A 25,906-nucleotide genomic window follows, 5' to 3' on the forward strand; every position below is an offset into this window, starting at 1 on the left:
CGACAGTGACAGGCAGCCTACTGCGCGCGAGCGCGGGACAACCCCGGGACTACAGACAATGCCTGTCCAGGAAAGCGGAGTTGGCGCTGTACTCGACACGCATCGACAAGTTCCCTCACGAAGCGGAAGGAGTCAGCCCATGAAACGACGCGCGGCGGTCATCGGCCTCGGACACCAGGCACTCGAAGACCACCTTCCCGGCCTGCTCGCCTCCAACCGGGCCGAGTTGGTCGCGGTCTGCGACAACGACCCGGACACCCTGCGGGCCCAGCAGGACACGCACGACGTTCCGGGCTTCACCCGGGCCGCCGACCTGCTGGACAACGTGGCGCCGGACTTCGTCATCGTCGCGGTCCCGCACCACGCCGGTCGGGCCGTGATCGAGGAGTGCGCCGTCCGAGGCGTGCACGTCCTCAAGGAGAAGCCGTTCGCCACCTCCCTGTCGGAGGCGCGCGAGCTCGCCGCGATCTGCCAGCAGGCCCAGGTGGAGCTGATGGTCACGCTCCAACGGCGCTTCAACCCGCTCCACGCGTCCGTGGTCCAGCTCCTGGACCAGATCGGCACCCCGTTCCTCATCGACGGCCAGTACACCTTCCACACCGACGACCCCGGCGCCGGCTGGCGCGGAGACGTCAGCCAGGCCGGCGGCGGCTGCATCATCGACATGGGCTACCACATCGTTGACTTGCTGCTGTGGTACTTCGGGATGCCTAACCGGATCATGGCCGACTTCTCGACCGCCGCGCTGCCCGACGGCGGGTACGACGCCGAGGACACCGCCGTCATCCAGCTCGGCTACGACAACGACCTGTACGGCACCGTGCTCCTGTCCCGCTGGATGGCCCCGAAGACCGAGAAACTGCACGTGGTCGGCACCCTCGGCTCCGTCCTGCTGACGAAGGGCCAGGTCCAGCGCCTCGATGTGCACGGCAAGGTCGTCGACGAGCTGTCGCGCCCGCAAGCCCCGGCCAGCGCGGCTACCGCCCAGATCGACTACCCCTCCTCCTGCTGGAGGACGGCTCCCACGCCCACGGCGCCTCCCACGGCGGCAAGAAGGTCGGCACCTTCGGCCTGGCCGGTGCCTTCTCGCTCAACGGCCCCAAGCCGCTGTCCGGCGGCGAGGGCGGGTTCGTCCTCACGGACGACGACGACACGTACTACCGGCTCCTGACGTTCGGCCACTACAACAAGCGCGCCAAGTCCGAGATCCCGGCCAAGCACCCGCTCGCGAAGTACGCGGTCACCGGGTCCGGCCTCAAGCTCCGCATCCACCCGCTGGCCGCCGCCATCGCGCACGACCAGCTCGGCCGCCTCGACGGCTACCTCGCCGGACGGGCGGAGATCGCCCGCTACCTGACCGAGGAGTTCGCCCGGATTCCCGGGCTGGAGGTCATCCCGATGCCCGAAGGAGTGGTCCCGTCCTGGTACGGGTTGACGCTCACCTACCGCCCCCAGGAGCTCGGTGGCCTCAGCGTCGAGCGGTTCCACCAGGCCCTGGTCGCCGAGGGCGCGGTCGAGTTCGACCGGCCGGGCTCCACCTGCCCCATGAACCAGCTGCCGCTGTACCAGAGCCCGGCCATGCTGTTCCCTGGCCACCCGCACGCTCACCGCCGCTACCGGGCAGGGGACTTCCCGGTCGCCGAGCACACCCACGCGCACACGATCAAGCTCCCGGTCTGGCATCGTGAACAGGATCGTCCGCTGGCCGAGCAGTACATCCGCGCGGCCATCAAGGTGAGCGACCACCACAAGGAGCTGCTATGAACTCTCCCTTCGCCGACCCCACGTTCGAGGACACCATCCGCGCCGCCGCCGAGACGGACGGGGTGGAACGGTTCGTCGTGGCCGCCGTGATCACCGACGGCGACCGCATGCTGTTCCTGCGGCGCCCGGCGGGCGAGTTCATGGCCGGCCTGTGGGAGCTGCCGTCGGGCAAGGTCGAGAGGGGCGAGCGCATCGAGCAGGCCCTGCTGCGGGAGGTCGACGAGGAGACCGGCCTGCGGATCGACGCGGTCGAGAAGTATCTCGGGCACTTCGACTACACCTCCGGCAGCGGCGCCCTCACCCGGCAGCTGACCTTCGAGGTCACCGTCACCCGGACCGGCCCGGTCACCCTCACCGAGCACGACGCGCACGAGTGGGCCGGACCCGACGAGATCCCCGCCGTCAGCGACGCCGTACGGGAACTCGTCACCCGCTGATCGTGCACCGTGAGCTCATCGACCAGGCCCGCGTAGACGGATACGACGCCTTCTGCGTTGGTGCACTCATCGTCCGCCACGGCCGGCTCCTGATGCTCCGACGCGCGGCGTCGGACTCCTGGGCCGGCCGCTGGGAACCGCCCGGCGGCGGCGTCGAGACCGGCGAATCTCTCGCCGAAGCTCTCGCGCGTGAGGTCCAGGAGGAGGCCGGGCTGGCCATCGCCAGCGCGCTGTACATCGGCCACCTGGACTACCCAGCCCACGAGAACCCCCTGCTGCCCGCCAGCAGGGGGTTCTTCTTCGCCGCCGAGGAACCGCCCAGTCGCGGGCCAGTCCGGATCAACCAGACAGAACACGATCGTTTCGCCTGGTCCAGGCCTGACGGTGTCCGGTCGACACGGCCTGATCTCCGTGCTCTCGTCGCCCGGCGGCTGGCGCTTACATCCCGGAGTGCCCCCGAGCCCTGGTGAACGCCCGGATGCGGCTGGACGGACCCACACACCTACCAGCCCGGAATCGGAACGGACCTCAGAAGTCCGGTCACGTCGTGGACGCCAGCCGGCAACGATCTCCCCTCACCCCACCAGGAGTGGATCTCCTTCCAGTCGAGCTTTGCCGAGGAGACACCGTGGTCCAGAGCACGCAGGCACTCGTTCGTGACGATCACCGCCGTCCAGACGAAGTTATGCGCTCTCAGGTCGCGGTACTCCTCGTCGATCCGGGCGAACATCACCAGCACGTACAGGTCATTCGCGGGCACCGGACCGTCGCGCACCAGCTCGAAGGGCACCGCATCCAACGGGCCGTGGCTCGGCGCATCAGGTGCGAAGCGGGCCTTGACCTGCAGTCGGGCCAGCCCCGCGTATTGGTTCTGAGGCGGCCCGTCGGATCCGATGCCGTACGCCCCGCCTGAAGCCACATCCCATGCCCACCGCTCGCCTTGGCGCTGGCGCGCGAAGTCCGCCAACGTCGGCACCCGCTCCACCAAGGACCGCCAGGGCACCGCAAGGTCGACAGCCAGTGAGTTCCTACGACCGTTCCCCGCCACCGGCATGGAGCCAAGCGCCGGCCCGAACTCGCCTGAGCGGTCGATCCCAGTGCGGACGCCGCGTGCCCTCTCGCAGGTCGCCCGCACCGAGGCACTCGACCAAAACGCTGCAGCGGCAAGAGACTCCGCGAGGCCGCCGATCGGGTCGCTGCGGTTGGTCGCCAAGCCCGCCTCCAGGAAGCGGTCCCGAGCCGACCAGAAGCCGAGCAGCACGTCGCCCAACACGGGCGCATCGCTCGAAGTGTCCACGTTCAAGACTGATCTCAACCCTTCTCGAAGGTAGAGCCGGATGCGCTGTGGAACGCAAAGCCGACAACTTCAATCACGACACACGGCTTGCCTAGTGAACGGCCGGGAGGTGCCACAGGCCGGCGGCGTAGCTGGTGTTGCGGCGCCGACCGAGAAGCACCGCGCCGTCGTCGGCAAGGACGAGGTGGACCCCGACGACCAGCGTCAGCGGGTCCGTCGCGGGCCTGGCCGTCACCGTTTCCGCCGGGTGGCCGGTGTGGTCGGGCTGGGTCACGAGTTCCTCCCCGTGGGCTGGTCGGGCTGGTCGGGCTGTTCGGCCGTCGCCGCGGCGAGCAGCGGCAGGTAGTGGTGCATGTACGGCGGGACCTTGAGGTCGAGCACCTCGCCGAAGGGGACCATGCGCACGGCCAGGCCCCCGTCACCGAGCCGCAGGTCGCCCTCGGGGCCGGTCCAGACGGCGTGCAGGGCGCGGGTGAGTGGGAGGTCGAGGTCGGGGCGTGGGCCGGGGAGGGGCCGCAGTCCGGTGATCTCGATGCCGGCCTCCTCGCGGACCTCGCGCACCGCGCTCTCCCGGGCGCTCTCGTCGGCCTTGCGTCGGCCGCCGATCGGGGTCCAGTAGCCGGGCCGGGCCATGCCCGGCCCGGCTTCGCGCTGGTGCATCAGCAGTCGGCCCGCGCGGTCGGTGACGAAGAGCAGGACGCCCTCGAAGCCGTCGCCGTCGGGGGCGGGGCGCTCCGGGTAGAGCGGTACACCGGAGCGGTGGGCGCGCAGCACCTGCCGGAGCCGCTGGTAGTGGATGGGGGTCATGTGGTGGCGCCAGTCGTGGGCCGTCTCGAACCGGAACTCGGTGTGCTCGGCCGGATCGAGCCGGGTCCGGGCCTGCTGTTCCGCGGTCAGCGTGCCGCCGTCGAACACGTAGCCGGCAGCCGGAACCGGGTGGTCGGCGTCGGCCTGGGTGTGGATCACGGCGACCAGGCGCCGCCGGAGCGCCTGCGGGTTCTCCGCGGCCAGGTCCAGGCCCAGCTCCTCGCTGGCCTCGCGCACCGTGGCGTCGAAGGGGCTCTCGCCGTGTTCGACGGTGCCGCCGGGCATGTCCCATACGTCCGGGTCGGCGGTCGAGCGCATCCCGAGGACGCGGCCGGAGGCGTCGCGGGCGACCACGCCGACGCAGATCCGCTCGATGCCCTCGCGCAGGGCCGGGCCGGTCAGCACATCGAAGTCGATCACTGGAGGGGCTCCCTGTTCTCCCCGACCGGCACGCCCCTCTGGGAGGGGAGGCCGGTGCGTTCGTTCTGCAGGTCCCACAGTTCCCGGAAGCGGCCGTTCTGGTCGGCCACCAGTTCGGCGAAGGTGCCCTGCTGGAGGATCCGGCCGTCCTCGAGGACGACGATCCGGTCGGCGACGGCCACGTTGGTGAGCCGGTGGGTGACCAGGACGACGGCCCGCTCGCGGGCGACGGCCCGCAGGTTCTGGAAGATGCGGTGCTCGGCGCGCGGGTCGAGAGCGGCGGTGGGCTCATCGAGGACGAGGAGGCCGGCCTCGCGGTGGAACGCGCGGGCGATGGCCAGGCGTTGCCACTGCCCGCCGGAGAGTTCCTCGCCGCCCATCCACTCCACTGCCAGCAGGGTGGACAGGCCCCGGCGGAGCTTGGCGACGACGTCGGCCGCCCCGGAGGCGTCGGCGGCGCGCAGGACCGCCGCGTCGCCCTCGGCGGTGGGCTGACCGAGCGTGATGTTCTCGCGGCAGGTGAGCGGCCAGCGGGCGTAGTCCTGCGGGACCACGGCGACCTGGCGCCACAGGGCGTGCGGGTCGAGGTCGCGGGTGTCGCGGCCGTCCCAGCACACCGATCCGGTGTCGGGCAGGTAGAGGCCCGCGAGGAGTTTGGAGAGGGTGGTCTTGCCGGACCCGTTCTCCCCGACCAGGGCGAGGATCTCGCCGCGTTCGACGTGGAGGTCGACCCCGTCCAGCGCCTTGCGGTCGGAGGCGGGGTAGGCGTAGCCGAGGTTCTCCACGGTGATCCGGCGCGGCGGCTCGGGCGTTTCGGTGCCGCGCCGGGGGCGGTGGCCGCCGGCGGTGTCGAGGAAGCTCGACCAGTCGTCCAGGTACATGCCGGTGCGGAAGAGGTCCGCTCCGTAGCCGACGATGCCGTGCAGGCTGGTGCTGACCGCGGTCAGGGCGAACACCGCCGCGCCGCCGCGCGGCAGGCTCATGCGGCCGGTGCTGACCAGCCACAGCATCGCCCCCCACACCACCGCGGTCCCGAGGCCGGACGCGGCGGCCCCGATCACCGACACCCGGGCGCTCTGCCGGGCCGCCCGCCGCGAGGTGGCGTCCAGCCGCCGGCCGACCTGGTCGTACTTGGCGAGCAGGAAGTCGCCCATGGTGTCGGAGCGGACCTGGTCGGCGTTGCGCTTGAGGTGGATGTACCAGCGCAGGTTCGCCATGATCCGGCGGTCGCCGATCGCCGCCCGGTTCGCCAGGAACTGCACCCGGGCGGCGTGCACGGACGCGATCCCCTGTGGCAGCGCCGCCAGCACCAGCAGGGGCAGCAGGGCGGGGTGGAGCACGGTCAGCACGCCGGCCGCGCCGACGAGCGAGGCGAGGGCGGCGAGCAGGTTCTGCGCCTCCCCGACGATGTCCACGCAGACCTCGGCGCCGCGGTCGGCGGCCTCCAGTTCGTCGTTGTAGCCGGCGTGGTCGTAGGCGGTCAGTTCGGCCGCCACGGTGGCGCGCAGCACCGCGGCCTCCGCCTCCCGGGAGATGCGCGGCGACAGGTGGATGGTGACGGTCCGGATGGTGATGGCCAGCAGGGAGCGGGCGCCGGCCGCCGCCGCGATCACGAGGATCGACGGCGCGGCGTGGGCGAGCTTGTCGTCGAGCCGGCCGGGGCCGAACAGCGCCGAGATCGTGCCGGTCGTCGCGAACAGCCCCGCCGCGCCGAGCACGGCGGACACCGCCTGGCAGGTCAGCAGCAGCGCGATGGAGGCGCGGTCGATGCGCCAGCCGAGGCGGAAGGCGCGGACGACGAGCGCGGGCAGGCGGCGGGCCATCGCGCTGACGCTGATCGCCTCGATCGCCGCGATGCGGCGCCCGTCGGCGAGCCACTGCAGTTCCTCGTCGGGGGCTCCGGCCGACGCCGTGGTCGTGGTGCTCACGCGTTCGCCTCCTCGCGTGACGCGGACGCGCGCGGGGTGGGTGGGACGTGGATCGCCGGGGCGGGGGGACAGGCCACAGATCCTCCAGACGCAGAGCGGTGCGTGGACGTGAGGAAGCGCCGAAGCAGCCGACCCAACAGCCCAAGTCGACTCGTATTACAGTGAGTTGGCGGATCGTCACGACGGGGTGGCGTCGATGATGGTGCTGTTCGAGTGCGCCGTTCAAGCGGATTACCTCCGGGCGAGCCCGGGTCGAACGGGTACTTTTCGATTACCTCGCGGGCGCGGGCCAGGTGTCCTCCGGCCGGTCGCGCACGGAGGCGATGAAGCAGCGGAACCCAGTGCGCAGGCGGGCGAGAGCCTGTTCGATCCCAGCCGTCCGGCCGGGTCCGAGGCGGTCTCGGACGCACTGGTCGGCGAGGCGGCCGGGCGCGCGTAGCCGTCGCCGGTTTCACCCGTTCGGTGGGACAGCTGCTCGACGAGGTTTCGGGCAGCGGGGTTCTCAGCCCTGCCGCCCAGCACGTAGCCACCCACTCCGGCCGCTCCCGGGGTGGGCTGACCGCCAAGCTTCAGCTGGCCGTCGACGGACTCGGCCGATCCCTGGCTCCGGTCTTGACCGGTGGGAACGTCGACGGCTGCACCCAGTTCGTCGCCGTCAGCTGGAAGGTGATCCGTGCCCTGCTGCGGCGCCGCGGCATCGGCCGCACCATCCCCGAGCGGGCTGACCAGATCGCCGACCGGCCGTGGCGCGGGGGGACTCGGTGGCCGCCCGGTGGCCTTCGACCGCGAGCCGCGGCGAGCCTCGTGACCGCGGCGGCAGCCGAACCCCCCGGCGCGTACGCCCTCACCAGTCCGCTTCGGGCCCACTCCCCAGGAGGCCCGAGGCCCCCGCTGGCACGGAGCCCGGCAGGCCCGCCGCGGGCGGCCCGGCCCTCGGCACGTCCGGCCGATGCAGCGATCTGGCCCACCGTCATTCCGGCCCCGCTTCCGCGAACGAAAGCCGAGATCGGCCGAATGAGTGAGGAGAGGTCAAGTGCCATTCCGAGAACTCCAACCTGACCGTCAACTTCGTTGATCCGAAGCCGATTTGGAACACAAAGCCGACCGTCCCCGGCCGGCTGCGGCAGTGGTTCCGAGACCCACCTGACACTCATTTAGACCTGCTCGTCATCCATTTGGCACGGACTAATATGACAGTCATTTAGGCGGCCGGTACGTTCATTCATGTCGGCGCCAAGCCGATTCAGTCCAGAAACAGGAGAAGGTCCATGAACAAGATGACCACCGCCATTGTCCTCGCGGCGTCGGCGGCCGTGGCCGTGACCGGCATCAGCTACGCGTCGGCCGCTTCCGAGCCCGTGACGAAGGCGGCCCCGGTCGTTGAGAAGGCCGCCCCGGCGGCCGTTCCCGCCCAGGCTCCGCTCGACGGGGGCACGAAGGGCAACGAGGGCAAGGGCAACGAGGGCCACGAGCGTCGCGAGCACCGCGAGCACCGCGAGCACCGGGGCGTCATCCACGTCAACGAGCGGTCGTACTCCGCCGACGACTTCGGCTGCATCACCGTGGTCAGCGGCCTGGGCGCCAAATCGCTCAACGTCCGCAACGACAGCCACCGGACCGTCGAGGTCTTCAGCGGCGCGGTCTGCGACAACGGCGCCCCCATCGCCACCGTCGGGCCGCACAGCTCCAGCGACGGCGTGCACCCGAAGCGCGTCCACGAGGGTGTCGAGGTCGACGACGGCGTCGTCGGCAGCTTCCGGGTCGTGCACCACGACTACGGCTTCGGCGGCCGCGGCGGCGAGCGCGGCGGTGAGCGCGGCGAGAAGTAGAACTGACTCCAACGGCATAATCCGGCGCCCCGGCCCGCCGTAATCGGGCCGGGGCACGACACCAGCATCCTTCCACAAGTCGCTGCAGCCCGCCCCACGATGATGTCCGCCGGGACAGCGCAACGGCGACCAATCCATAGTCCGACCTCGAACAACACCTATCCGATCCCCCCCGCCCGGCGGAACCAACCGGGCGGGGGCCGTCACCGTTCACCACCACGGGAGAGCTGAGCTCGCCACACCCACAGCACATCCGTCGAAGAATGCGCAGAGGTCCCGATATCGACGCAGCCGCACTGCGTCCGGCGAAATCCGGCGATCCTGCGCCCGCAGCCATCTGCAGCCGCCTGCTCGGCGCCCGCCGGCCCACGGCGGCCCACGGCGGTCTACGACGTTGCCCGCCCGGCATTCCTGCTCAGGGACCTGCCCGTCCGCCCCGCCGTCGTTGCCGCGCCCTCCTCCGGTCAGGCGTCGAGCACCTGGCCGGCGCGCCGGACTACCGGGCCTTCCGCCGACCACGGGAATTCGATCCAGTCGTCGGTCCTCTTCCACACGTACTCGCACTTCACGAGGGAGTGCGGCTTCTCGTAGACGACGGCGGACCGGACCTCGGCGACGTGGTCGAGGCAGAAGTCGTGCACCAGCCTCAGCGTCTTGCCCGTGTCGGCGACGTCGTCGGCGATCAGGACCTTCTTGTCGGTGAAGTCGATCGCCGCGGGGACGGGTGCCAGCATGACGGGCATGTCGAGGGTGGTGCCCACGCCGGTGTAGAACTCGACGTTCACCAGGTGGATGTTCTTGCAGTCCAGCGCGTACGCCAGGCCGCCCGCCACGAACACGCCGCCGCGGGCGATGCTCAGGACGAGGTCGGGCACGTAGCCGTCGTCGGCGATCGTCTGCGCGAGTTCGCGCACCGCCCGGCCGAAGGTCTGGTAGTCCAGGATCTCGCGTGCATCGGTCACGGCGTTCAGTCTCCTTGGCAGTCGGCCGGTCGGTGAGCAGCGGCGCGCTGAGGACCGGAAGCGGACCGTTCCGTCCCTCGTTCGGAACGGCCCGCCCCGCAGGGCTCCTGCTATTTCAGCAGGAAGTCGTACACCGCCTGCCGTCCGGCCGGGTTGGCCGCCCGGTTCTGCACCGAGTGTGCCGCCCCGGGCACGATCACGATCTGCGGGTCGTGCGCCGTCTCGGCCACCTTCTGGAGGACTTCGTACGGGGTGGAGATGTCCCGGTCGCCGCCCAGCAGCAGCACCGGCACGTTCGGCAGCTTGCGGTGGACCGATGGCGCCGGCGGCACCTGCTCGCGCGGCCAGTCGAGGCAGACCAGGAGGCTGCCGAGACCGGTCGCGGTCGCCGGGTCGTACGGCCAGGTCTGTTCGGCGGTCAGCTGCTGCCGGGTGCGCTCCAGCGCCGTCGTGCGGTCCGCGACGGGGGTGTCGGTGGTGCCCCACGGGAAGCGGGAGTCGGCGCACAGGGCGGCGGAGTGCAGGCCCTGGCTGAGCTCCTCGGCCGAGGCGGCGTCGACCTCCCGGTGGACGAGGTCGAAGAAGTCCTGGAGCTTCGCCGGCTGCCCGGCGGCGGCCTCGTGCAGGATCTCGGGGACGCCGCCGTAGTCCGGGTCGATGAACTCGTAGCCGGTGAGCGCGCTCAGGATCTGCGCCCCGTTGCCGTACCGCCGGACGGTGGCGGCCAGGTCCTCGGCAGGGTCGGTGGTGCAGCCGGTGGCCCGGCAGGCGGTGCGCAGCACCCGGGCGGTGGCGGGCAGGGCGGCCAGGTCGAGCGGGTCGAAGCCCTGTTGCGGTGCCACCGAGTCGAGCACCAGCCGGGCCACGTGCGCCGGGTGGGTGAGGGCGTAGCGCTCGGCGACGAAGGTGCCGTACGAGACGCCGTCCAGGGTGAGGCGCCGGGCGCCGAGTGCGCGGCGCAGCTGGTCGATGTCGGCGACGGTGTCCGCGGTGCTGTAGAAGCGGGCGTTCGGGCCGAGGGCGGTGGCGCAGTCGGCGATGGACCGCTTGCGCGGCACGGCGAGGTCGGAGGAGCCCATGTCCTCCTGGAGGCCCGGGCACCGGAGTGCGCCCCGGCCGGTGCCGCGCTGGTCGTACACCACCAGGCGATAGTCCTTGAGGACGGGCTCCAGCTTGCTCGCCATCCGCTTGATCGTCGGGACGCCGGGCTGGCCGGGGCCGCCGGTGAGGAACAGCAGGTCGCCCTTGGGGGCGTCGGCGTTGCCGGTCATCGCCACGTCGAGCTGGAGGTTTCCCGGGGTCCGGCCGCCGTGGTCGAGCGGGACGGTGAGGGTCCCGCAGACGAACTCGGGTGCGTCCGGGCAGGGGGCCTGCCCGGTGATCCCACCGCCGGTGCTGATGCCGGGGCCGGCGCGGTCCGGTCCGGCAGTGGCGGCGAAGCCGGCGGCGGGGGCGGCCAGGGTGGTGCAGGCGGCCACCGCGACGGCGCCCACCAGGGCGGCGACGCGGCCGCGCGTGCTCGTCATGTTTCGTCCTTCCGGTCGCTCCGCATCCGTACTGACGCGGTCATGGAACCAGCCTGCGCACCGGGGGACTTCGATGGCGAGCACTCGGGCGGGATTCGGCCGGGAACAAACCGTCACGGCCGTCAGGGTCGTCACGACCCGGGAGCCCGAGCCCGCGGGGACCGGGGGACCGGCCCTACGCCCCGGCCTGCTGGTAGAGCGTCACCAGGAGGCCGTGCACCGGCTCGCCCTCCGCGTCCTCCTCCGTCTCGTCGACCAGTGCGGCCAGCGCCTCGGCGAGCCGCGCCGCCTTGGCCGGACTGAGCCGGACGTGGCGCAGTGTGAGGAGGTGGTCGGAGGGTGAGCGGTCCAGCTCCTGGGCGACGGCGCCGAACAGCGCGGCGGTGCCCTCGGGTTGCGGTTCGTCGACGAGGAGTCGTTCGGCGGTGCGCCGGTAGTACTTCTCGGTGCCGCCGCGCACCGTCCGTGTTCCCGCGTCCCGGACCAGCCCCGCCTCGCACAGCACCTTGAGGTGGTGGGAGACGCTGCCCTTGTTCACCCCCAGCCGCGCGGCGAGCCGGCTGATCGTCGACGGCCGGGCGCTCAGGGCGAAGAGCAGGCGCTGGCGGACGGGGTGGGCGAGTGCGGTGTGCTGCACGGGCGTGCTGACCCGCTGGACGTCTGCGTCTCGTTGGTGGCTCACCAGATCAAGCGTTAAGTATGTTTGACGCTTTGGCAAGTCGCTGGTGTACTCCCTCGCATGACCTCCACCACCGTGCCACCCGCGCTGGACACCACCGCCGTCGTCGAGTCGATCGCCGACCTGGTCCGCGAGAACTACGTCTTCCCCGACGCCGCCGGGCAGTTGGCGGCCCTGCTGCGGCGCCGCAGCGTCGAGGGGGCCTACCGGGCCGAATCCGCCGATGAGTTGGCTGAAGCGGTCACCACGGACCTGCGGTCCGTCAACGGAGACCTGCACCTGGCCCTCAAGCACCACGCCGTACCGGTGCCGCCGGACAAGGGGGAGGCGGCACTCGCGGCGATGCGGAGGGAGTTCGACACCTCCCTGAACGGTGTTCCCCGCGTGGAACTCCTCGATCACGGCGTCGCGGTCCTGGAGATCGCACCCAAGATGTTCCCACTGGACTGGGCGGCGCAGCCGCTGGCCGCGGCGCTCTCCCTGGTGGCCCCCGCCCGCGCCCTCATCCTGGACCTGCGCCGCAACACCGGCGGCGATCCGAACACGGTCGCCTTCGTCTGCGGCTACCTCCTCGACCGCCGGACGCACCTCAACACCCTGCTCTCGCGGCAGGGAGAGGTGGCCGAGCAGTTCTGGACGCCCCCGTTCGTACCCGGCGCCCGCTTCGGCGGCAGCAAGCCGCTCTGGGTGCTGACCAGCGCGAACACCTTCTCCGCTGCCGAGGAACTCGCCTACGACCTGCAGCAGCTCGGGCGCGCCGAGATCGTCGGCGAGGCCACCCGGGGCGGCGCGCACCCGCGCGAGGGCTGGACGGTGCACCCGAACCTGGAACTCAGCGTGCCCGTGGCCCGTGCGGTCAACCCGGTCTCCGGCACCAACTGGGAGGGCACCGGCGTCCGGCCCGACGTGCCGTGCGACGCCGAGGCGGCACTCGACCGCGCGCTGTCCCTGGCCGCGACGCGCTCGGCCTGAGGCCTGCCTCGGTCAGGCGGTCCGCGCCCACGGCTTCCACGGCTTCCACGGCACTCTCTGCTGGAGCACAGGAGGGCACTGCCTGCGCGCCGACCGCCGGGACTGACGCCCGCGAGAGTGCTCAGGGCACGCCGCCCGTCCGGCCACGGAGTCCTGTGCGAGAAAACCGTTTGGCGGACCACGAAGGTCACTGCTACGTTTCCGGTGGCCGTGCGAGAGAACGAGGAGGTGGTACCCGTGAACGCAGTATCGACATGGGTGCTCCCCTCCGGGGTCACGGTCGGGCGATAGGTCGTCCGGGAGCGCCGTTTCAGAGCACTCCCGAAAGGCACGACTGTGCACGTCACTTCTGAGCAGCGCTTCGACGACGACGTCCTCGAACGCGAATTCATCCTCGACGGGATCCCCGGCTTCCTGTGGACGCCCGAGTCCGCGTCCGCATCCGCACCGGCGCCGCTGATCGTGATCAGCCCGCCGCCGCTCGGGCTGGACAAGATGTACCCCCGGCTGGCCGGGCGGGCCCGGTACTACGCGGCGGAGTACGGCTTCGCCGTGGCCACCATCGAACTCCCCGGGAGCGGTGACCGGCCCCGTCTGGCCGTCCTCGACCAGGCCCGCGCCGACCTGCGCCGGACGGTCGAGGCCGGAGAGCCGGTCAGCGGCGAGATCGTCGACGCCCTCATCCTCCCGCTGGTCGAGAAGGCCGTCCCGGAATGGCGGGCCACCCTGGACGCCCTCCTTGCGCGGCCCGAGATCGGCGGCCCGGTCGGGTACGAGGGGGGCATCATCTCCATCGGCGTCCGGCTGGCGGCGATCGAGCCGCGCATCGCGGCCGCCGGTCTCTTCGCCGGGAGCTTCGTGCCCGCCACCATCGTCGAGGAGGCCCGCGAGGTCACCGTCCCGCTGCAGGTCCTGCTGCAGTGGGATGACGAGGGGAACGACCGACAGGCGGCCCTGGACCTGTTCGACGCCTTCGGCTCCAGGGAGAAGACCCTGCACGCCAACATGGGCGGGCACACCGGCGTCCCGAAGTTCGAGCTCGACGCTGGGGCCCGGTTCTTCGCCCGACACCTGAAATGAGGCCGGGCCGCCAGGCCGCCAGCAGGCGATAGCGGTGTCTGCCTCACCAGATCGGAAAGAGCGCCAGGACTGTCTTGACGGGTAGTCCTTTGACGGACAGTCCTTTGACGGGCAGTCCTGGACCGAGCCGCGGCACGCCGTTGCTCCGGATCTACCGCTGCTCCCGGCCTGCGGGCCGGGAGCAGCGGCATGTTCGGAAGGGGGTGGATCCATGCGGGCGGGGTTCCGCTCACTCGTCGGTTTTGACCTTGTCTCCCGTGCCACCAGGCGCGGCCGGGCACAGCTGGACGCAGCATGCTCCGGGCGTCTGTCCCCTGCGCGACGACGCCCGTTCCCGTGCCGAGTCCCTCGGGCGCACCGGCCTTCCCGGCTGACGCCCGGGCTCGTCCCCGCGCCGGCCCCCGCGCAAATTTCCCGAGTTCGTCACCGGCCGGCTACGCGCGTGGAACCGGGGAACCCCGTCGACCCCGCTGACGTCATGGACCTCAGAAAGCAGGCAGCAGCGGGTTGGGGGGAGTGGTCGTTGATGGAGTTCAAGGCGCGCACGGGGAACGAGCGGAAGCGTTCATGGGCGGCCGTCGCCGCGGCGGTCGTCGTCACGGTGGCGGCCGCGTGGGCGATCCCGACCGTCACCGAGTCGATCGCCGCTCCCCACTCGACCGCCGCCCACGACCGGAACACGACCGCCGACGGCGGCCACAACGGCCAGGACGGCGCCCAGGGCAGCGGCAGCGCCGGCGGCGGTGCGCAGCCGGCCGGGGCCGTACCCGAGGGCATAGCCCACGCCTCCGAAGCCGGAGGCAACGCCGTCAACATCACCATCGACGACGGCCCCGACCCCGTCTGGACCCCGAAGGTTCTCGACGTCCTCAAGCAGTACGGCGTGAAGGCCACGTTCTGCATGATCGGACCGCAGGCCAAGGCCCACCCCGAGCTGGTCAAGCAGGTCGTCGCGGGCGGCCACCGGCTCTGCGACCACACCGTCGACCACGACACCACCATGGACAAGAAGCCCGTCGCCTACCAGGAGAAGGAGATCCTGGACGCGAAGAAGATGATCGAGGAGGCCGCCGGCGGCGCCGCCCAGGTCCAGTACTACCGGGCCCCCGGCGGCTCCTTCACCCCCGACAGCCGGCGCATCGCCGCCGCCAACGGCATGCGCCCGCTCGGCTGGAACGTCGACTCCAAGGACTTCACCAAGCCCGGCACCGCCGCGATCGTCGACACCGTCAAGAAGGAGATCGGCAACGGTCCGACCCTCCTCTTCCACGACGGCGGCGGCGACCGCCAGCAGACCGTCGAGGCCCTCGGCCAGGTGCTCAGCTGGCTGAAGGCCCAGGGCCGCCCCACCGGCTTCCCGGTCCGCACCACCTCGTGACCACCCGCCCCCCGGCGCTGCTCCCCACCGTCCCGTGGCCCCCCTCCCCTGGGGTGTCGACCTCGACCACCCCCAGCGCATCTCCTGGACTCTTCCCCGCTGACCCCCGGCGACCACTGCGAACTCCCCGTCATCGTCGCCTGGTCCCCGGCCACCGACGCCACCGAGAACACCTGGTACGCCGTCACCTCCGCTGCGGCGGCCCTGCTGCAGCAGGGCCGCCGCCCGTGCCAGGCCGCCTCTGACGGTTTCACCAGCGGGCCCGGGCACACGGCACCGCGAGCGTCGTAGCGCGTGCCACCGTCCACAGGGGCGCCGTCCGCAGCGGCGGCGGACTCAGGAAAGCGGCGTGGAACCGGGCTCGGGGGACTGGCCGACGAGGTAGATCCGGTTGCGGAGCTCCGCCTCGGCCCAGTCCAGGTCGGCGCGCAGGTCGAACCAGAGCCGGTCCTTGCGGCCGTCGGGCTGGTCGAGCCCGACGGCGACCCAGGAGAAGACGCCCTGAAGGACGTCCCGCCGGCGCCCTGGGGAGGTCACGGAGAGGGCGAACGCCACGGCGAGGCCGGTCCGCGTGACGATCAGGTGGCTCGGGTCGTCCTGCCGCGGGCGGCCTCCGGTGAGGTAGCGCGGAGAGTCGGTGATCTTCAGCCACTCCAGGACCGCGTCTGGCACCTGCTCACGCAGGATCCCCGAGATGGACTCGCGCACCGCGACCGCGGGCTCCTCACCCAGCCAGCCCAGCCAGTGCTCGGACTCCGTGAGCCTGGTGAAGTCGTCCTTGGGCGGGCCGTAGTTCGGGTTCTCCACGAATTCCCCGGTCAGCTTCCCGTCCGCTCCGACCCGCCACACACCCTGGACGGCTTCGCTCGGAACGTAGCCGTCGGGGTCGCCGATGAGATCGGGGTCGATCGCGGCAACCGACCCGCCGGGATTCGCGGCGGCCTCCGCGACCAGCTCCGGCGGCGGCGACTGCAGGATGCGACGCCGCTCGGCCGATATGTCCCCCATGGTGCAACCCTTCGTCCGGCGCGATCCCGTAGACCCGCCTCCTCCAAAGGCGATCATGTTCCCACGGGTGCGGTCGGGCGGGTTTCCGGGGGGAGGAAATGCCGCGAACGAGTCGGCCCGCTGGGAGCTGGCCCGCTGGCGGCTCCGGCTGATCGTGAACGGAGGCATGCACCCGCAACCGGCGGCGACGTCATCGCGCACGACAGTCGGGGCGAACTGGCCCGGTCCCGGGCACTGTTGCCCCTGGCGAGGCCGGTCATCGAGTACGACAACGGGTACGGGAGGCAGCTGCACACGCAGGAGGAGCTCGCCGGAGCACTCGTAGCCGAGGCCGAACGGCTGCTCGCGGGTCCCCGGCCGCCCCACGGGCTGCGGTGGCGGCAGAAACCCTGGTGCCCTCACCGCCCGGGGGCGGTGAGGGCACCAGGGCCTGTTGTCAGCTGCTGGTCGTCAGCAGGCGGTTGGCCAGGGCGTCGGCGAGGCGGTAGGCCTCGTCGGCCGAGAGGGTGCGGCAGATGGCGTCCGCCAGTTCCTCGACGTTGTGCCAGTCGACGTTGCCCAGGCCAGGCTGCGGGGCGGCCGGCGTCGGCTCCTCGTCCACCGGGGCGACGGCGCGCTGTTCCGGCATCGGGCGGGGCTCGGAATTTTCCGCGGAAAATCGGTCGGCGCTCGGAGCCGGTTCGGGGTTCGTCGGCTGCGGGCTGCGCGGGGCGGGCCCCGACCGGTCGGCAGCAGGCGTGGGCGTCGGAGCCGGAGCCGGAGCCGAAGCCGGAGTCGGAGTCGGAGTCGGAGTCGACGCCGGAGTCGGCGCTGGAACCGGAGTCGGCGTCACCACGGGTGCAGCCGCCTGCGGAGCCGCCGCCTTCGCCTCCAGCTTCGCCGCGCGCCTGGCCGCCACGGCGTCGGCGTCGGCCTGGAGCAGTTGCTCCAGCTGCGCCGTCTGCTCGGCCAGGGACATCTCCTCGATGCCCTTCACCGACCCGAGCCGCCGCGCGACGTTGATGGAGACGCCCTCCTCGCCGCGCGCCTTGGCCCGTACCTGGCGCTGCAGCTCGGGGTGGAGCTTCAACAGGTTCTTGCGGTGCGAGATCCAGCTCTGGGACCAGCCCTCCGCCTCGGCGGCCTCCTTGGCGGTCGGGTACTGCGCCACGATGAGCAGGACCGCGTTGGCCTCCTCGATCGGGTCGAAGTCCTTGCGCGCCATGTTCTCGTCGAGCGCCGCCCGCAGCAGGGTCGCCTTGGACTCCGCCACCGAGTCGTCGACGACGACCAGCAGCTGCTCGCGCCCGTACAGCTGTGCGGCGGCCCGCCGGCGGTTGCCGTTGATGACGACGACGTCGTCCGGGCCCGCGCCCAGCGCCTGCCGGTCCTCCGGCCAGAGCCGGAGGTAGGCCGCCGGGGTGACGGCGAGGCAGCTCTGCAGCTGGCGGTCCTTGATGCTCGCCAGGTCGGAGAGGTCGCCCAGGTCGTCACGCGGGTTGCGCGGGTTGGGGAGGCAGTTGGCGGTACGGATCCACCGCGCCGGGGTGTCGCCGGGGACGGCCGAACCGGGGCTGCCCGAACGGGGGCTGTCCACACCGGGGGTGTCGACGACCGGGTCGGCGGCCATCGAGGCGAAGGAGACGCGACGGCCTGCCATCAGCGACCCCCGTAACCGAGTTCGAGGGACAGCCGGAAGAAGTCCTCGCGGGCCCGGTAGGCGGTGCCGCTCTCCTTGTACTGGGTGACGACCGTTCCCTCGGCCACCGCCCGGGAGTGGATCTTGTACCGGCGCAGGACGGTCTTGGCACGCGGCCATCCGCGCGCCGCGATGTACGCCTCGGTGTCCTCCAGGTCGGCGCGGCCGTCCCGGGGGTCCCAGTTGTTGACGACGACCCGGTACGGGATGTCCATCGGCTCGATGACCTTCTTGATGGTGCGCGCCGTGGGGTCGAAGCACAGCGGCTCGGTGATCATCGGGACCAGGACGTCGTCCGCGATCTCCAGCGCCCGGCGCAGGATCTCCTCGTCGGCCAGGGTGCCCGGCGTGTCGATGAAGATGTGCTCGTACTCGTCCTTCGCGCCGAGGACGTCGAAGGTGCACGCCGCCAGGTTGACCGTGGTGGTGGTCTTGCCGACGCCGCCCTTCTGGTTGGCGATCACGTGGATCTTCGCGCCGGTCTTCTTGAGGTGGACCAGCTGCTCGGCCTGGTCGTGCGCCGCCATGAAATCGAAGGGCAGGTTTTCCCCCACCCGCTCGGCCCAGACGACCGCCGATCCCTGGGGGTCGGTGGACACGACAAGCACAGATGGCTTCATGATGTTCCGTTCTCTCCGTGGGCTTCCCGGGCGGCTTGCCCGGTACTGCGGATGCCCGCCGCTCAAAGCCGTGGCGGCGGACTGGAACAGCATTCCAGATGATCGACTCGGGGTCTGACACGCCCCGGGTGTGTCGGAGCACAATGGCCGCGATTCCGGGTCCTGGATTTCCCGGAAGCGCGACTGTTCGTCTGGTCCCCTTCCCCGTAATCGGTTTCCGGTGCGTGCTGGATCCGCGGCCGGCGGAGGGGGGAAACGAAGCGGGAGAGCGACGGCTCGCGAATGTGCGCGCGGACGGTGCGCCGTGGCGTGGAGTGGTGTCGGAGTGGTGTGGCGCTCACGGAGTCATCTGGTTCCCCGGCAACGCGCGCGGGCAGGCGCGCCGGTTCAACGCCCGGCCGGTGCGGGCTGCGCGATCGGCCAGCGCGGGCCGTCCGGGCTGCCGTGCCAGGCCCACTGGGCGTCGGGGGTGAGGGTGACTCCGTAGTCGTACAGTTCGGGCCGCCCCAGCCGCTCCCACTGGTCCCACGCGGCCATCACCTCGTCGCCGATGCGGCGCGGTCCGCCCTGCAGCAGTACGGGCCGGCCGTCCGCCCCCGCACGGAACTCCGCCCAGGACAGGGCGCCGTCGTGCACCAGGACGGCGGGACCCTCCGGCCCCTGCTCGGTGGTGAGGACGGCGTCGGGCACGGCGACCCGCACGGCGAAGCGCAGGTCCCAGTCCTCCAGGCCCGCCGGGTCGCGGTCCAGCACCCGCCGCACCTGCGGATCGGCGCCCGCCCGTACGGCCACGTGCGCGGCCGGTCCGTCGGTCGCCTGGGCGGGAGCGTGCCGGTCGCCCATGAACTGGGCGAGGCCGTGCACCCAGCCGCGCGCCCCGGCGCCGCCGTCGGCGACGGTGAGCGCCACGTACCCGAGCCGGCCCCACGGGTAGACGATCCGTCCGCCCGGCCGTACCGCCTCCACCCAGGACCACGGCACCGACTCCACCGCGTAGGTGGCGTGCAGGCGGTCGACCTGACCGCCGCCCGGAACTCCGCCGCGGGTGGCGTCGCCGGTCCGCACCTCGGCGTCCAGCCCTGCGGCGGCCAGGCGTTCGCGGGCGAACCCGGCCAGGCGCTCGTCCACCTCGCTGGATACCACCAGGCCCGGACCGGCCCGCCACGCGGACAGCGCCGCGGTCCACCCCTGGCCGGTGCCGACGTCCCACACCCGGTGCCCGGGCTCGAGCCGTAGGCTGTCCAGCATGTCGGCCACGGCCCCGGGTGCGGACAGCGACGACGACGGCAGCCCGCCGGTGAGCTGGGTGACGGCGGCCGAGCTGACACCGCCGTACAACTCGGAGGCCCAGCCGTCGGGATCGGCCGCGCGGTCGACCGGCACGTACGCCCAGCCGTCCCACCGCCACAGCCGCTGCGGCGCGAACCGGTCGCGGGGCAGCGCGGCGAAGGCCTCGCGCAGCCACGGCGAATCGGCGGGCCACTGGCCGCACCGCTCCATCTCCGCGTCCAGGCGCGCGCGGTGCCCGGCCAGGCCGTCGCCGCCGTTGCTGCCGCCGTCGCCGTTGCTGCTCACGCTCGCTCAGCCCTTCTTGTGCTTGCCCGTGCCACCGGCCGGCTTGTCCACCTTGCTGTCGGCGTTGCCGGGGGGCGGCGACCCCTTCCCCGGATCGGGTGCCGGCTTCGAGTGATCACCCATGGCGGTTCCCTTCGGTCGTGTGCGGGACACGGTCGTCCGCCATCCTCACGCGGCCCCCGTACCGGACGGTAGAGGGCGTGCGGGGGCGCCGGGGGAGCGCGTGGCGGAGCGTCCGCGCTTCGGCCGCCGTCGCGTCGGCCGCCGTCGCGCTGACTGTCGTCGCGCTGGCTGCCGCCACCGGCGCTCAGACGCGGGCTGAGCCGGTAGGGGCGGTGAGCGCCAGGGCACGGGCGACCTGGGCGGTGGACGAGCCGGTTTCGAGCGGAGTGTAGCCGTCGCGCAGGGAGGCGTCCTGGTCCTTCAGGCCGTTCCCGGTGAGGGTGATGACGACGGTTTGGCCCGGGGCGAGGTGGCCGCGGCCGTGCTGGTCGAGGAGCCCGGCGACACCGGCCGCGGAGGCAGGTTCGACGAAGACGCCGTCGTGGCGGGCGAGGAGTCGGTAGGCGGCGAAGATCTGCTCGTCGGTGACGGCGGCGATCAGGCCGTCGGACTGGTCCCGGGCGTCGACGGCTCCCTGCCAGGTGGCCGGGTTGCCGACGCGGATCGCGCTCGCGGCGGTCTGCGGGTCGGCGACGGGAGCGCCGTGGACCAGCGGTGCGGCTCCGGCGGCCTGGAAGCCCCACATGCGCGGGAGCCGGGCGGCGCGTTCTTCGGCGTGGTAGGTGCGGTACCCGCGCCAGGTGGCGGTGATGTTGCCGCCGTTGCCGACCGGCAGGCAGTGGATGTCGGGGGCGGTGCCGAGCGCGTCGACGGTCTCGTAGGCGACGGTCTGCTGGCCGGACAGGCGCAGTTCGTTGCGGACGCTGTTGACGAGGGCCACCGGGTGGTGGGCGGCGAGGTCGCGGGCGATGCGCAGGCAGTCGTCGAAGGTGCCCGCCACTTCGACGATCCGCGCGCCGTAACGGACCGCCTGGCCGAGCTTGCCGAGGGCGACGCGGCCCGCGGGCACCAGGACGGCCGAGGCGATCGCGGCCCGCGCCGCGTAGGCGGCGGCCGAGGCGCTGGTGTTGCCGGTGGAGGCGCAGACGACGAGTTCGGCGCCGGCCTCCGCGGCCCTGCTGATCGCCACCGTCATCCCGCGGTCCTTGAAGGAGCCGGTGGGGTTGGCCCCGTCGAGCTTGAGCCGGACGTCGCAGCCGGTGAGGTCGGAGAGGTGCCGGGAGCGCAGGAGCGGAGTGTTGCCCTCGTTGAGCGAGATGGACGGAGTGCGGTCGGTGACCGGCAGCCAACGCCGGTAGGGGCTGTCGATGAGCCCTTGCCAGGTTTCCATGACCCAGAACGTAACACTCGTTTCATCAAGCCTGTCAATGACCATCTGGTGTAACATTCGGGTCATGGAATCCGTGGTGTCCCGACTCGAAGCCGCCTACCCGGGGCTTCCGCGGGGTGAGCGCGCGGTCGCCCGGGTCATCCTGGACGACTATCCGTTCGCCGCGCTGCAATCCCTGCGCACCCTCGCCGACCGCGCGGAGGTGAGCCCCCCGACCGCCTCCCGCCTGGTCGACCGGCTCGGCTACGACTCGTTCACCGACTTCCAGGCCGGCGTCCGGGCCGAAGCCCAGGACCGGTCGAGACTGCGCGAGTTCGCTGCCCAGACCCCCGACCCCGGCAGCGCCGCACGCGAACTGCAGGACGGTCTGGCCGGCGCGCTCGCGGCCGTGAACACCCCCCTGCTGGACACGGCGGCCGATGCCCTCGCCGCAGCCCGCTCGGTCCGCGCGCTGGGCGGCCCGCTCAGCGAACTGGCCGCCGACTACCTGGTCCGCCAGCTGGGCGCACTGCGCCCGGAGGTGCGCCTGGTCCCCGGGCCCGCACACGAACGAGCCCGCTCCCTCCTCGACATCACACCCCACGACCTCGTCGTCGCCTACGACTTCAGGCGCTACTCGGCCGCCACGTCCGCCTACGCCCGTACGGCCCGCGAACGCGGCGCCCGCCTCCTGCTCGTCACCGACGCCTGGAGGTCACCCCTGGCCGACCACGCCCAGGTCCTCATCCCCCTGCCCCACGAAGCTGCCGGACCGATCACCCCCCTCACCCACCAGATCGCCGTCACCGAACTCCTTCTCGTCGCAACCGCGTCCCGCCTCGACACCGCAGCACGGCTCGCCGAACTCGACGCCCTCGCAGCCTCCCTGCAACGCGACGGGGCGTAGGCCCCCGGGCCGCGGCCGCCACGCCCCGGGGACCCGTCGGGCCGCTGACAGATTCCTGCGATGAGCGAGCAACTGCACAGCGGCGGTCTGGAACTGACGTCCGCGGAGATCGAGGCACTTCCCGCCAGGTGGTCGTCCTGCTGGACCCCGTGGGAGGTCGCGCAGCGGCTGGCCGGGATCAGCACGCCCTGGTACGTGGCCGCGGGCTGGGCGCTGGACCTGTTCCGCGGCGGGCGGACGCGCGCTCACGGGGACATCGAGATCGCGGTCCCGGCCGCGGGCTTCCCCGAGGTCCGCGACCGCTTCCCCGGCCACGTCTTCGACGCGGCGGGCGGCGGGCGGATCTGGGAGGACGCCGCGCCGGAGGTGCTGGGCGCCGTGCACCAGACCTGGCTCCGCGATCCGGCCACCGGCGACTACCTGCTCGACGTGTTCCGCGAACCGCACGACGGCGACACCTGGATCTGCCGACGCGATCCGACGATCCGGCTGCCCTACGGCGACATCGTCCACCACACCCCGGACGGGATCCCGTACCTGGCACCCGAACTGGTCCTGCTGTTCAAGGCCAAGCACGCCCGCCCCAAGGATCGGGCGGACTTCGAGGCGACCGTCCCCCACCTGAGCGCGGCCCAGCGCGCGAGCCTGGCCGGGCTGCTCATCCGCGTGCACCCGGGGCACCCCTGGATCGCCGAGCTGTAGCCGGCGGGACGTCACTTCCCGTCCGCGCCGGGTCCCCCGCCGACGGACTCCTGGTCGACGTCCGCGTAGGTGGGCGAGTCCTTGACCAGGTCGTCGCAGAACGCGGCGACGATCGGAGAGCGACGGGGTGGGGCGGCGGCCGGACACGTTCGTGCCCGGCCGCCGCCCCGGGATCTCCGCGCCCGCGCCCGCGCCCGCCCGCGCCCGCGCCCGCGCGCGCCCGCAGCCGCCGTTGCCGTCGCCGCTTTCAGTGTTTCGGTGCGCGCTTCCGGACGAGCTGGAGCGCCACGTAGCCGATCACCACGAACAGAAGACCCCAGAACATGCGCAGCCCGACGAGGAACATGCCGAGCATCATGACGGCTGCGGCGGCCGACTGCCGGCGGATCTCAAGCGCAGAGCGTCGGCTGGCTGACGGCCGGACCAACTGACGGCCGGTGAAGACCTGTACGAGGTTGATCGAACCGAGAAGAACCGCGACTGCGGCAATGGCTGTCCACATCCCCGGAAGGGTAGTCAGCGTTGGCGATCATCGTCGAACCCGGTGCCTGTCCCGGCGGCCCCGTCGGAGTTGTCGGGCCTCTCAGGGCGACCTCGGATCTTTTGCCCTTGGCTTCGGCAGCCCGGGACCCGACCTGGTTCCCGACCTGTCGCAGGCCGCATCCCCTTGTGGGGCGGCCTCAGCGGCCCGGATGGCTTCCCGCCCACACCGTGGGGATGCGGTCCGACCACGGGGCGGCCTGTTCGAGTTGCCCGGCGAGGCGGAAGAGGCGGCCCTCGCGCCCGTAGCCGGCGGCGAACTGCATGCCGACCGGGAGCCCCGTGCCGGGGTCGGCCGTCACCGGCACCGACATGGCGGGTGTGCCCGCCACGTTGAACGCCGCGGTGAAGGGCGAGAGGTCGAGGAGCCGGCGGAGCCAGCCGAGGCCGTCCAGCGTCTCCGCTCCCCGGCCGTGGGTGCCCAGGGGCACGGGGAGGTCCGGCATGGTCGGGGTGAGCAGGACGTCGTACGCGTCGAAGGACCGTGCCAGGCTCCGGGAGACCCGGTTGCGGACGGCCAGAGCGGTCACGAGCTCGGTGCCGGTGACCCGCCGCCCGTAGTGGTAGCTGGCGAGGATCGGCGGTTCGAGGGTCGAGAAGTCGACCGGCCGGCCGGAGGCGGCGGCCAGTTCGTCGATCCACGCGGTGAGGTTCGCCGTCCACTGGCGGCCGTTGGCCAGGACGAACTCCTCCCAGTCGACGCCGAGTTCGGCTTGGGCCTGTTCCACCCGGTGCCCGAGGGACTCCAGCAGGCGCACGGTGCGGGACAGCGCCTCGGCCACGGGCGCCGTGGTTCGGTGCCCGCCCCACGGCTGGGCGAGGACGCCGATCCGCAGGGAGCCCGGGTCCCGGGAGACCTCCTGCGCGTACGGCCGGGGCGGCTCCGGGGCGACGTAGGGGTCACCCGCCGCCGGGCCGCTGACCAGGTCGAGCAGGAGTGCGCTGTCGCGCACGGTGCGACTGACGCAGCCCTGCACGGCCAGGCCGTTGAAGATCTCGTCGACGTCGGGGCCGACGGGTATGCGGCCACGGGTCGGCTTCAGCCCGAACAGGCCGTTGTAGGCGGCGGGGATGCGGATCGAGCCCGCCGCGTCGGTGGCGTGCGCGAGCGGCACGATCCCGGAGGCGACGGCCGCGCCCGCGCCGCCGCTGGAGCCGCCGGCGCTGCGCGTGAGGTCCCACGGGTTGCGGGTCGGGCCGTACAACACGGATTCCGTCGTAGTGCTGTAGGCCATCTCCGGGGTCGCGGTCCGTCCGAACGTCACGAGGCCGGCGCGGCGGAAGCGTGACATCAGGGTGGAGTCGGCGGCGGCGACGTTCCCGGCCGCGAGGCGGCTGCCGAGCTCCGTGCGCCGGCCTGCCATGGTGATTCCGAGGTCCTTGATCAGGAAGGGGACCCCGGCCAGCGGCGCGCTGCCGGGGCGGGGCCCGTCGTCGGCCGGCCAGATCTCCACGACGGCGTTGAGCTGCGGGTCGACGGCCCGTACGGCCTCCCGCGCGGCCGCCTCCACCTCGGCGGGGGTCACCTGGCCCCGGGCGATCAGTTCGGCGAGCCCGACCGCGTCGAAGCCCACGTAGTCCTTGACGTCCACTGGGTCACTCCTGGAATCGAGAGCGATACCGCTCGGTCTTTGACGATACCGATCGGTATCGCATGGAACGGACTGGTACCGTAGCAGGAAGAACGGAGAAAACAGCAAGAGCGGGAAGCGGAAGACCCGCGAGCGACCGGAGGCCCGTAACCGCCATGACATCGCCCGACAGACGACCGAGCCGGGTGGCGAAACTGCCGCCCCGTGAGCGCATCCTCGACGCCGCGGAGGAGCTCTTCCAGAGCGAGGGCATCCGGCGCGTGGGCGTCCAGGCGATCGCCGAGAAGGCCGAGACCACCAAGATGGCGATCTACCGTCACTTCGAGACCAAGGACGAACTGGTCGCCGAGTGGCTGCGGATCGTCGCCGCGGACTACCAGGCGGCGTTCGACCGGGTCGAGGCCGAGCATCCCGGCCGGCCCGGGGAGCAGATCCTCGGCCTGGCCCGCTTCATCGCCGAGGGGCTGCCGGCGGTCTCGCACCGGGGCTGTCCCTTCATCAACTCCATCGCCGAACTGCCCGACCGCGCCCACCCCGCACGGCAGGTGATCGAACAGCACAAGGAGCGTCAGACCCGCCGGCTGGTCGACATGTGCGCGCGAGCCGGGTTGCCCGACCCCGAACAGACCGCGGCCGAGATCACCTTCGTCCTCGAAGGAGCCCAGGTCAGCAAGCAGAACGGCAGCATCGACCGGACGGGCGAGCGCCTGATGCGGATCGTCGAGGGGATCGTCAACCGGGCCGGAACACCCGCCCCGGCCGCCCGCTGACGGGCTCCGGGGTCGGTGGCGGGCCGGGACGCCCCGGCCCGCGACCGGGGGGCATCCGGGCGA

The 25,906-nt window shown here is 72.1% G+C and carries 24 protein-coding genes and 1 pseudogene; 11 read left to right on the top strand and 14 right to left on the bottom strand.

All coding sequences use genetic code 11. The features are described 5' to 3' along the window. Nucleotides 1–139: 139 nt before the first annotated feature. The 4 genes and pseudogenes from HS99_RS13540 to HS99_RS13555 form a co-directional block, all read left to right on the top strand. Nucleotides 140–907, top strand: a pseudogene (locus tag HS99_RS13540) (Gfo/Idh/MocA family protein); the annotation flags it as partial. 101 nt (nucleotides 908–1,008) lie between these two features. Beyond that, entirely contained in the window at nucleotides 1,009–1,764 is a 756-nt protein-coding gene (locus HS99_RS46555) for a DegT/DnrJ/EryC1/StrS family aminotransferase (protein WP_232543222.1), read from the top strand. Then, on the top strand, nucleotides 1,761–2,201 hold the full coding sequence (locus tag HS99_RS13550; RefSeq protein WP_030555778.1) for an NUDIX domain-containing protein: 441 nt from the start codon (nucleotides 1,761–1,763) through the stop codon (nucleotides 2,199–2,201). Before HS99_RS46555 ends, HS99_RS13550 begins: the two co-directional genes overlap by 4 nt. 2 nt (nucleotides 2,202–2,203) lie before the next feature. Continuing rightward, nucleotides 2,204–2,671 carry an NUDIX hydrolase gene (locus HS99_RS13555; RefSeq protein WP_050366242.1) on the top strand — a complete coding sequence of 156 codons (468 nt, stop codon included), beginning with the start codon at nucleotides 2,204–2,206 and terminating at the stop codon, nucleotides 2,669–2,671. 32 nt (nucleotides 2,672–2,703) lie between these two features. Here the strand turns inward: HS99_RS13555 and HS99_RS13560 are convergent, their stop codons facing one another. From HS99_RS13560 to HS99_RS13575, 4 genes are all read right to left on the bottom strand, one after another. Continuing rightward, nucleotides 2,704–3,498 carry a hypothetical protein gene (locus HS99_RS13560; protein ID WP_030599174.1) on the bottom strand — a complete coding sequence of 265 codons (795 nt, stop codon included), beginning with the start codon at nucleotides 3,496–3,498 and terminating at the stop codon, nucleotides 2,704–2,706. Between the two features lie 91 nt (nucleotides 3,499–3,589). Further along, the gene (locus HS99_RS13565) at nucleotides 3,590–3,772 is read right to left on the bottom strand and encodes an NUDIX hydrolase (protein WP_030555775.1); all 183 of its coding nucleotides are present in this window, start codon (nucleotides 3,770–3,772) and stop codon (nucleotides 3,590–3,592) included. Further along, nucleotides 3,769–4,725: an NUDIX hydrolase gene (locus HS99_RS13570; protein ID WP_050366243.1), complete on the bottom strand. Its 957-nt coding sequence runs from the start codon at nucleotides 4,723–4,725 to the stop codon at nucleotides 3,769–3,771. Before HS99_RS13570 ends, HS99_RS13565 begins: the two co-directional genes overlap by 4 nt. Further along, nucleotides 4,722–6,653: an ABC transporter ATP-binding protein gene (locus tag HS99_RS13575; RefSeq protein WP_063737845.1), complete on the bottom strand. Its 1,932-nt coding sequence runs from the start codon at nucleotides 6,651–6,653 to the stop codon at nucleotides 4,722–4,724. Before HS99_RS13575 ends, HS99_RS13570 begins: the two co-directional genes overlap by 4 nt. Nucleotides 6,654–7,921: 1,268 nt before the next feature. Between HS99_RS13575 and HS99_RS13580 the strand changes: the two genes are divergently transcribed. Beyond that, nucleotides 7,922–8,482: a hypothetical protein gene (locus HS99_RS13580; protein WP_046386159.1), complete on the top strand. Its 561-nt coding sequence runs from the start codon at nucleotides 7,922–7,924 to the stop codon at nucleotides 8,480–8,482. Nucleotides 8,483–8,946: 464 nt separating this feature from the next. Here HS99_RS13580 and HS99_RS13585 read toward each other — a convergent pair whose 3' ends face one another. The 3 genes from HS99_RS13585 to HS99_RS13595 form a co-directional block, all read right to left on the bottom strand. Continuing rightward, the gene (locus HS99_RS13585) at nucleotides 8,947–9,444 is read right to left on the bottom strand and encodes a phosphoribosyltransferase (protein ID WP_030555770.1); all 498 of its coding nucleotides are present in this window, start codon (nucleotides 9,442–9,444) and stop codon (nucleotides 8,947–8,949) included. A gap of 110 nt (nucleotides 9,445–9,554) precedes the next feature. Beyond that, nucleotides 9,555–10,970: an alpha/beta fold hydrolase gene (locus tag HS99_RS13590; RefSeq protein ID WP_050366244.1), complete on the bottom strand. Its 1,416-nt coding sequence runs from the start codon at nucleotides 10,968–10,970 to the stop codon at nucleotides 9,555–9,557. Nucleotides 10,971–11,145: 175 nt separating this feature from the next. Further along, nucleotides 11,146–11,652, bottom strand: a complete 507-nt coding sequence (locus tag HS99_RS13595) for an ArsR/SmtB family transcription factor (protein WP_046387213.1) — start codon at nucleotides 11,650–11,652, stop codon at nucleotides 11,146–11,148. A 57-nt stretch (nucleotides 11,653–11,709) separates the two neighbouring features. On the opposite strand from HS99_RS13595, the gene HS99_RS13600 reads away from it, so the two are divergent. The 3 genes from HS99_RS13600 (at nucleotide 11,710) to HS99_RS13610 (ending at nucleotide 15,079) form a co-directional block, all read left to right on the top strand. Further along, nucleotides 11,710–12,621 (top strand): S41 family peptidase, encoded by a 912-nt coding sequence (locus tag HS99_RS13600; RefSeq protein WP_046387214.1) that lies wholly within the window; start codon nucleotides 11,710–11,712, stop codon nucleotides 12,619–12,621. 336 nt (nucleotides 12,622–12,957) lie between these two features. Beyond that, nucleotides 12,958–13,701 (top strand): dienelactone hydrolase family protein, encoded by a 744-nt coding sequence (locus tag HS99_RS13605; RefSeq protein WP_030555762.1) that lies wholly within the window; start codon nucleotides 12,958–12,960, stop codon nucleotides 13,699–13,701. Between the two features lie 526 nt (nucleotides 13,702–14,227). Then, the gene (locus HS99_RS13610; RefSeq protein ID WP_046387215.1) at nucleotides 14,228–15,079 is read left to right on the top strand and encodes a polysaccharide deacetylase family protein; all 852 of its coding nucleotides are present in this window, start codon (nucleotides 14,228–14,230) and stop codon (nucleotides 15,077–15,079) included. 336 nt (nucleotides 15,080–15,415) lie between these two features. On the opposite strand, the gene HS99_RS13615 is transcribed toward HS99_RS13610, so the two are convergent. From HS99_RS13615 to thrC, 5 genes are all read right to left on the bottom strand, one after another. Continuing rightward, entirely contained in the window at nucleotides 15,416–16,087 is a 672-nt protein-coding gene (locus HS99_RS13615; RefSeq protein ID WP_030555758.1) for a hypothetical protein, read from the bottom strand. Between the two features lie 436 nt (nucleotides 16,088–16,523). After that, complete coding sequence (locus tag HS99_RS45835; RefSeq protein WP_050366245.1) at nucleotides 16,524–17,726, bottom strand: ParB/RepB/Spo0J family partition protein; 1,203 nt, start codon at nucleotides 17,724–17,726, stop codon at nucleotides 16,524–16,526. Then, on the bottom strand, nucleotides 17,726–18,292 hold the full coding sequence (locus HS99_RS13625) for a ParA family protein (protein WP_094743027.1): 567 nt from the start codon (nucleotides 18,290–18,292) through the stop codon (nucleotides 17,726–17,728). Before HS99_RS13625 ends, HS99_RS45835 begins: the two co-directional genes overlap by 1 nt. Before the next feature lie 480 nt (nucleotides 18,293–18,772). Further along, nucleotides 18,773–19,960, bottom strand: a complete 1,188-nt coding sequence (locus tag HS99_RS13630; protein WP_232543216.1) for a methyltransferase domain-containing protein — start codon at nucleotides 19,958–19,960, stop codon at nucleotides 18,773–18,775. A gap of 307 nt (nucleotides 19,961–20,267) precedes the next feature. Continuing rightward, nucleotides 20,268–21,353 carry a threonine synthase gene (thrC, locus tag HS99_RS13635; RefSeq protein WP_050366247.1) on the bottom strand — a complete coding sequence of 362 codons (1,086 nt, stop codon included), beginning with the start codon at nucleotides 21,351–21,353 and terminating at the stop codon, nucleotides 20,268–20,270. A 64-nt stretch (nucleotides 21,354–21,417) separates the two neighbouring features. On the opposite strand from thrC, the gene HS99_RS13640 reads away from it, so the two are divergent. Together HS99_RS13640 and HS99_RS13645 are read left to right on the top strand one after the other, a co-directional pair. Then, nucleotides 21,418–22,239, top strand: a complete 822-nt coding sequence (locus HS99_RS13640; protein WP_157846619.1) for a MurR/RpiR family transcriptional regulator — start codon at nucleotides 21,418–21,420, stop codon at nucleotides 22,237–22,239. A 60-nt stretch (nucleotides 22,240–22,299) separates the two neighbouring features. After that, a complete protein-coding gene (locus HS99_RS13645; RefSeq protein WP_030555745.1) occupies nucleotides 22,300–22,941 on the top strand; it encodes a nucleotidyltransferase domain-containing protein in 642 nt (213 codons plus the stop codon). Between the two features lie 247 nt (nucleotides 22,942–23,188). Here the strand turns inward: HS99_RS13645 and HS99_RS13650 are convergent, their stop codons facing one another. Further along, on the bottom strand, nucleotides 23,189–23,443 hold the full coding sequence (locus tag HS99_RS13650) for a hypothetical protein (RefSeq protein ID WP_030555743.1): 255 nt from the start codon (nucleotides 23,441–23,443) through the stop codon (nucleotides 23,189–23,191). A 178-nt stretch (nucleotides 23,444–23,621) separates the two neighbouring features. Then, nucleotides 23,622–25,073 carry an amidase gene (locus HS99_RS13655; RefSeq protein WP_030555742.1) on the bottom strand — a complete coding sequence of 484 codons (1,452 nt, stop codon included), beginning with the start codon at nucleotides 25,071–25,073 and terminating at the stop codon, nucleotides 23,622–23,624. Nucleotides 25,074–25,228: 155 nt separating this feature from the next. On the opposite strand from HS99_RS13655, the gene HS99_RS13660 reads away from it, so the two are divergent. Further along, nucleotides 25,229–25,843, top strand: a complete 615-nt coding sequence (locus tag HS99_RS13660; protein WP_030555740.1) for a TetR/AcrR family transcriptional regulator — start codon at nucleotides 25,229–25,231, stop codon at nucleotides 25,841–25,843. Nucleotides 25,844–25,906: the final 63 nt, after the last annotated feature.

The sequence above is a fragment of the Kitasatospora aureofaciens genome (assembly GCF_001188955.3).
In the GTDB taxonomy this organism is placed as follows: domain Bacteria; phylum Actinomycetota; class Actinomycetes; order Streptomycetales; family Streptomycetaceae; genus Kitasatospora; species Kitasatospora aureofaciens.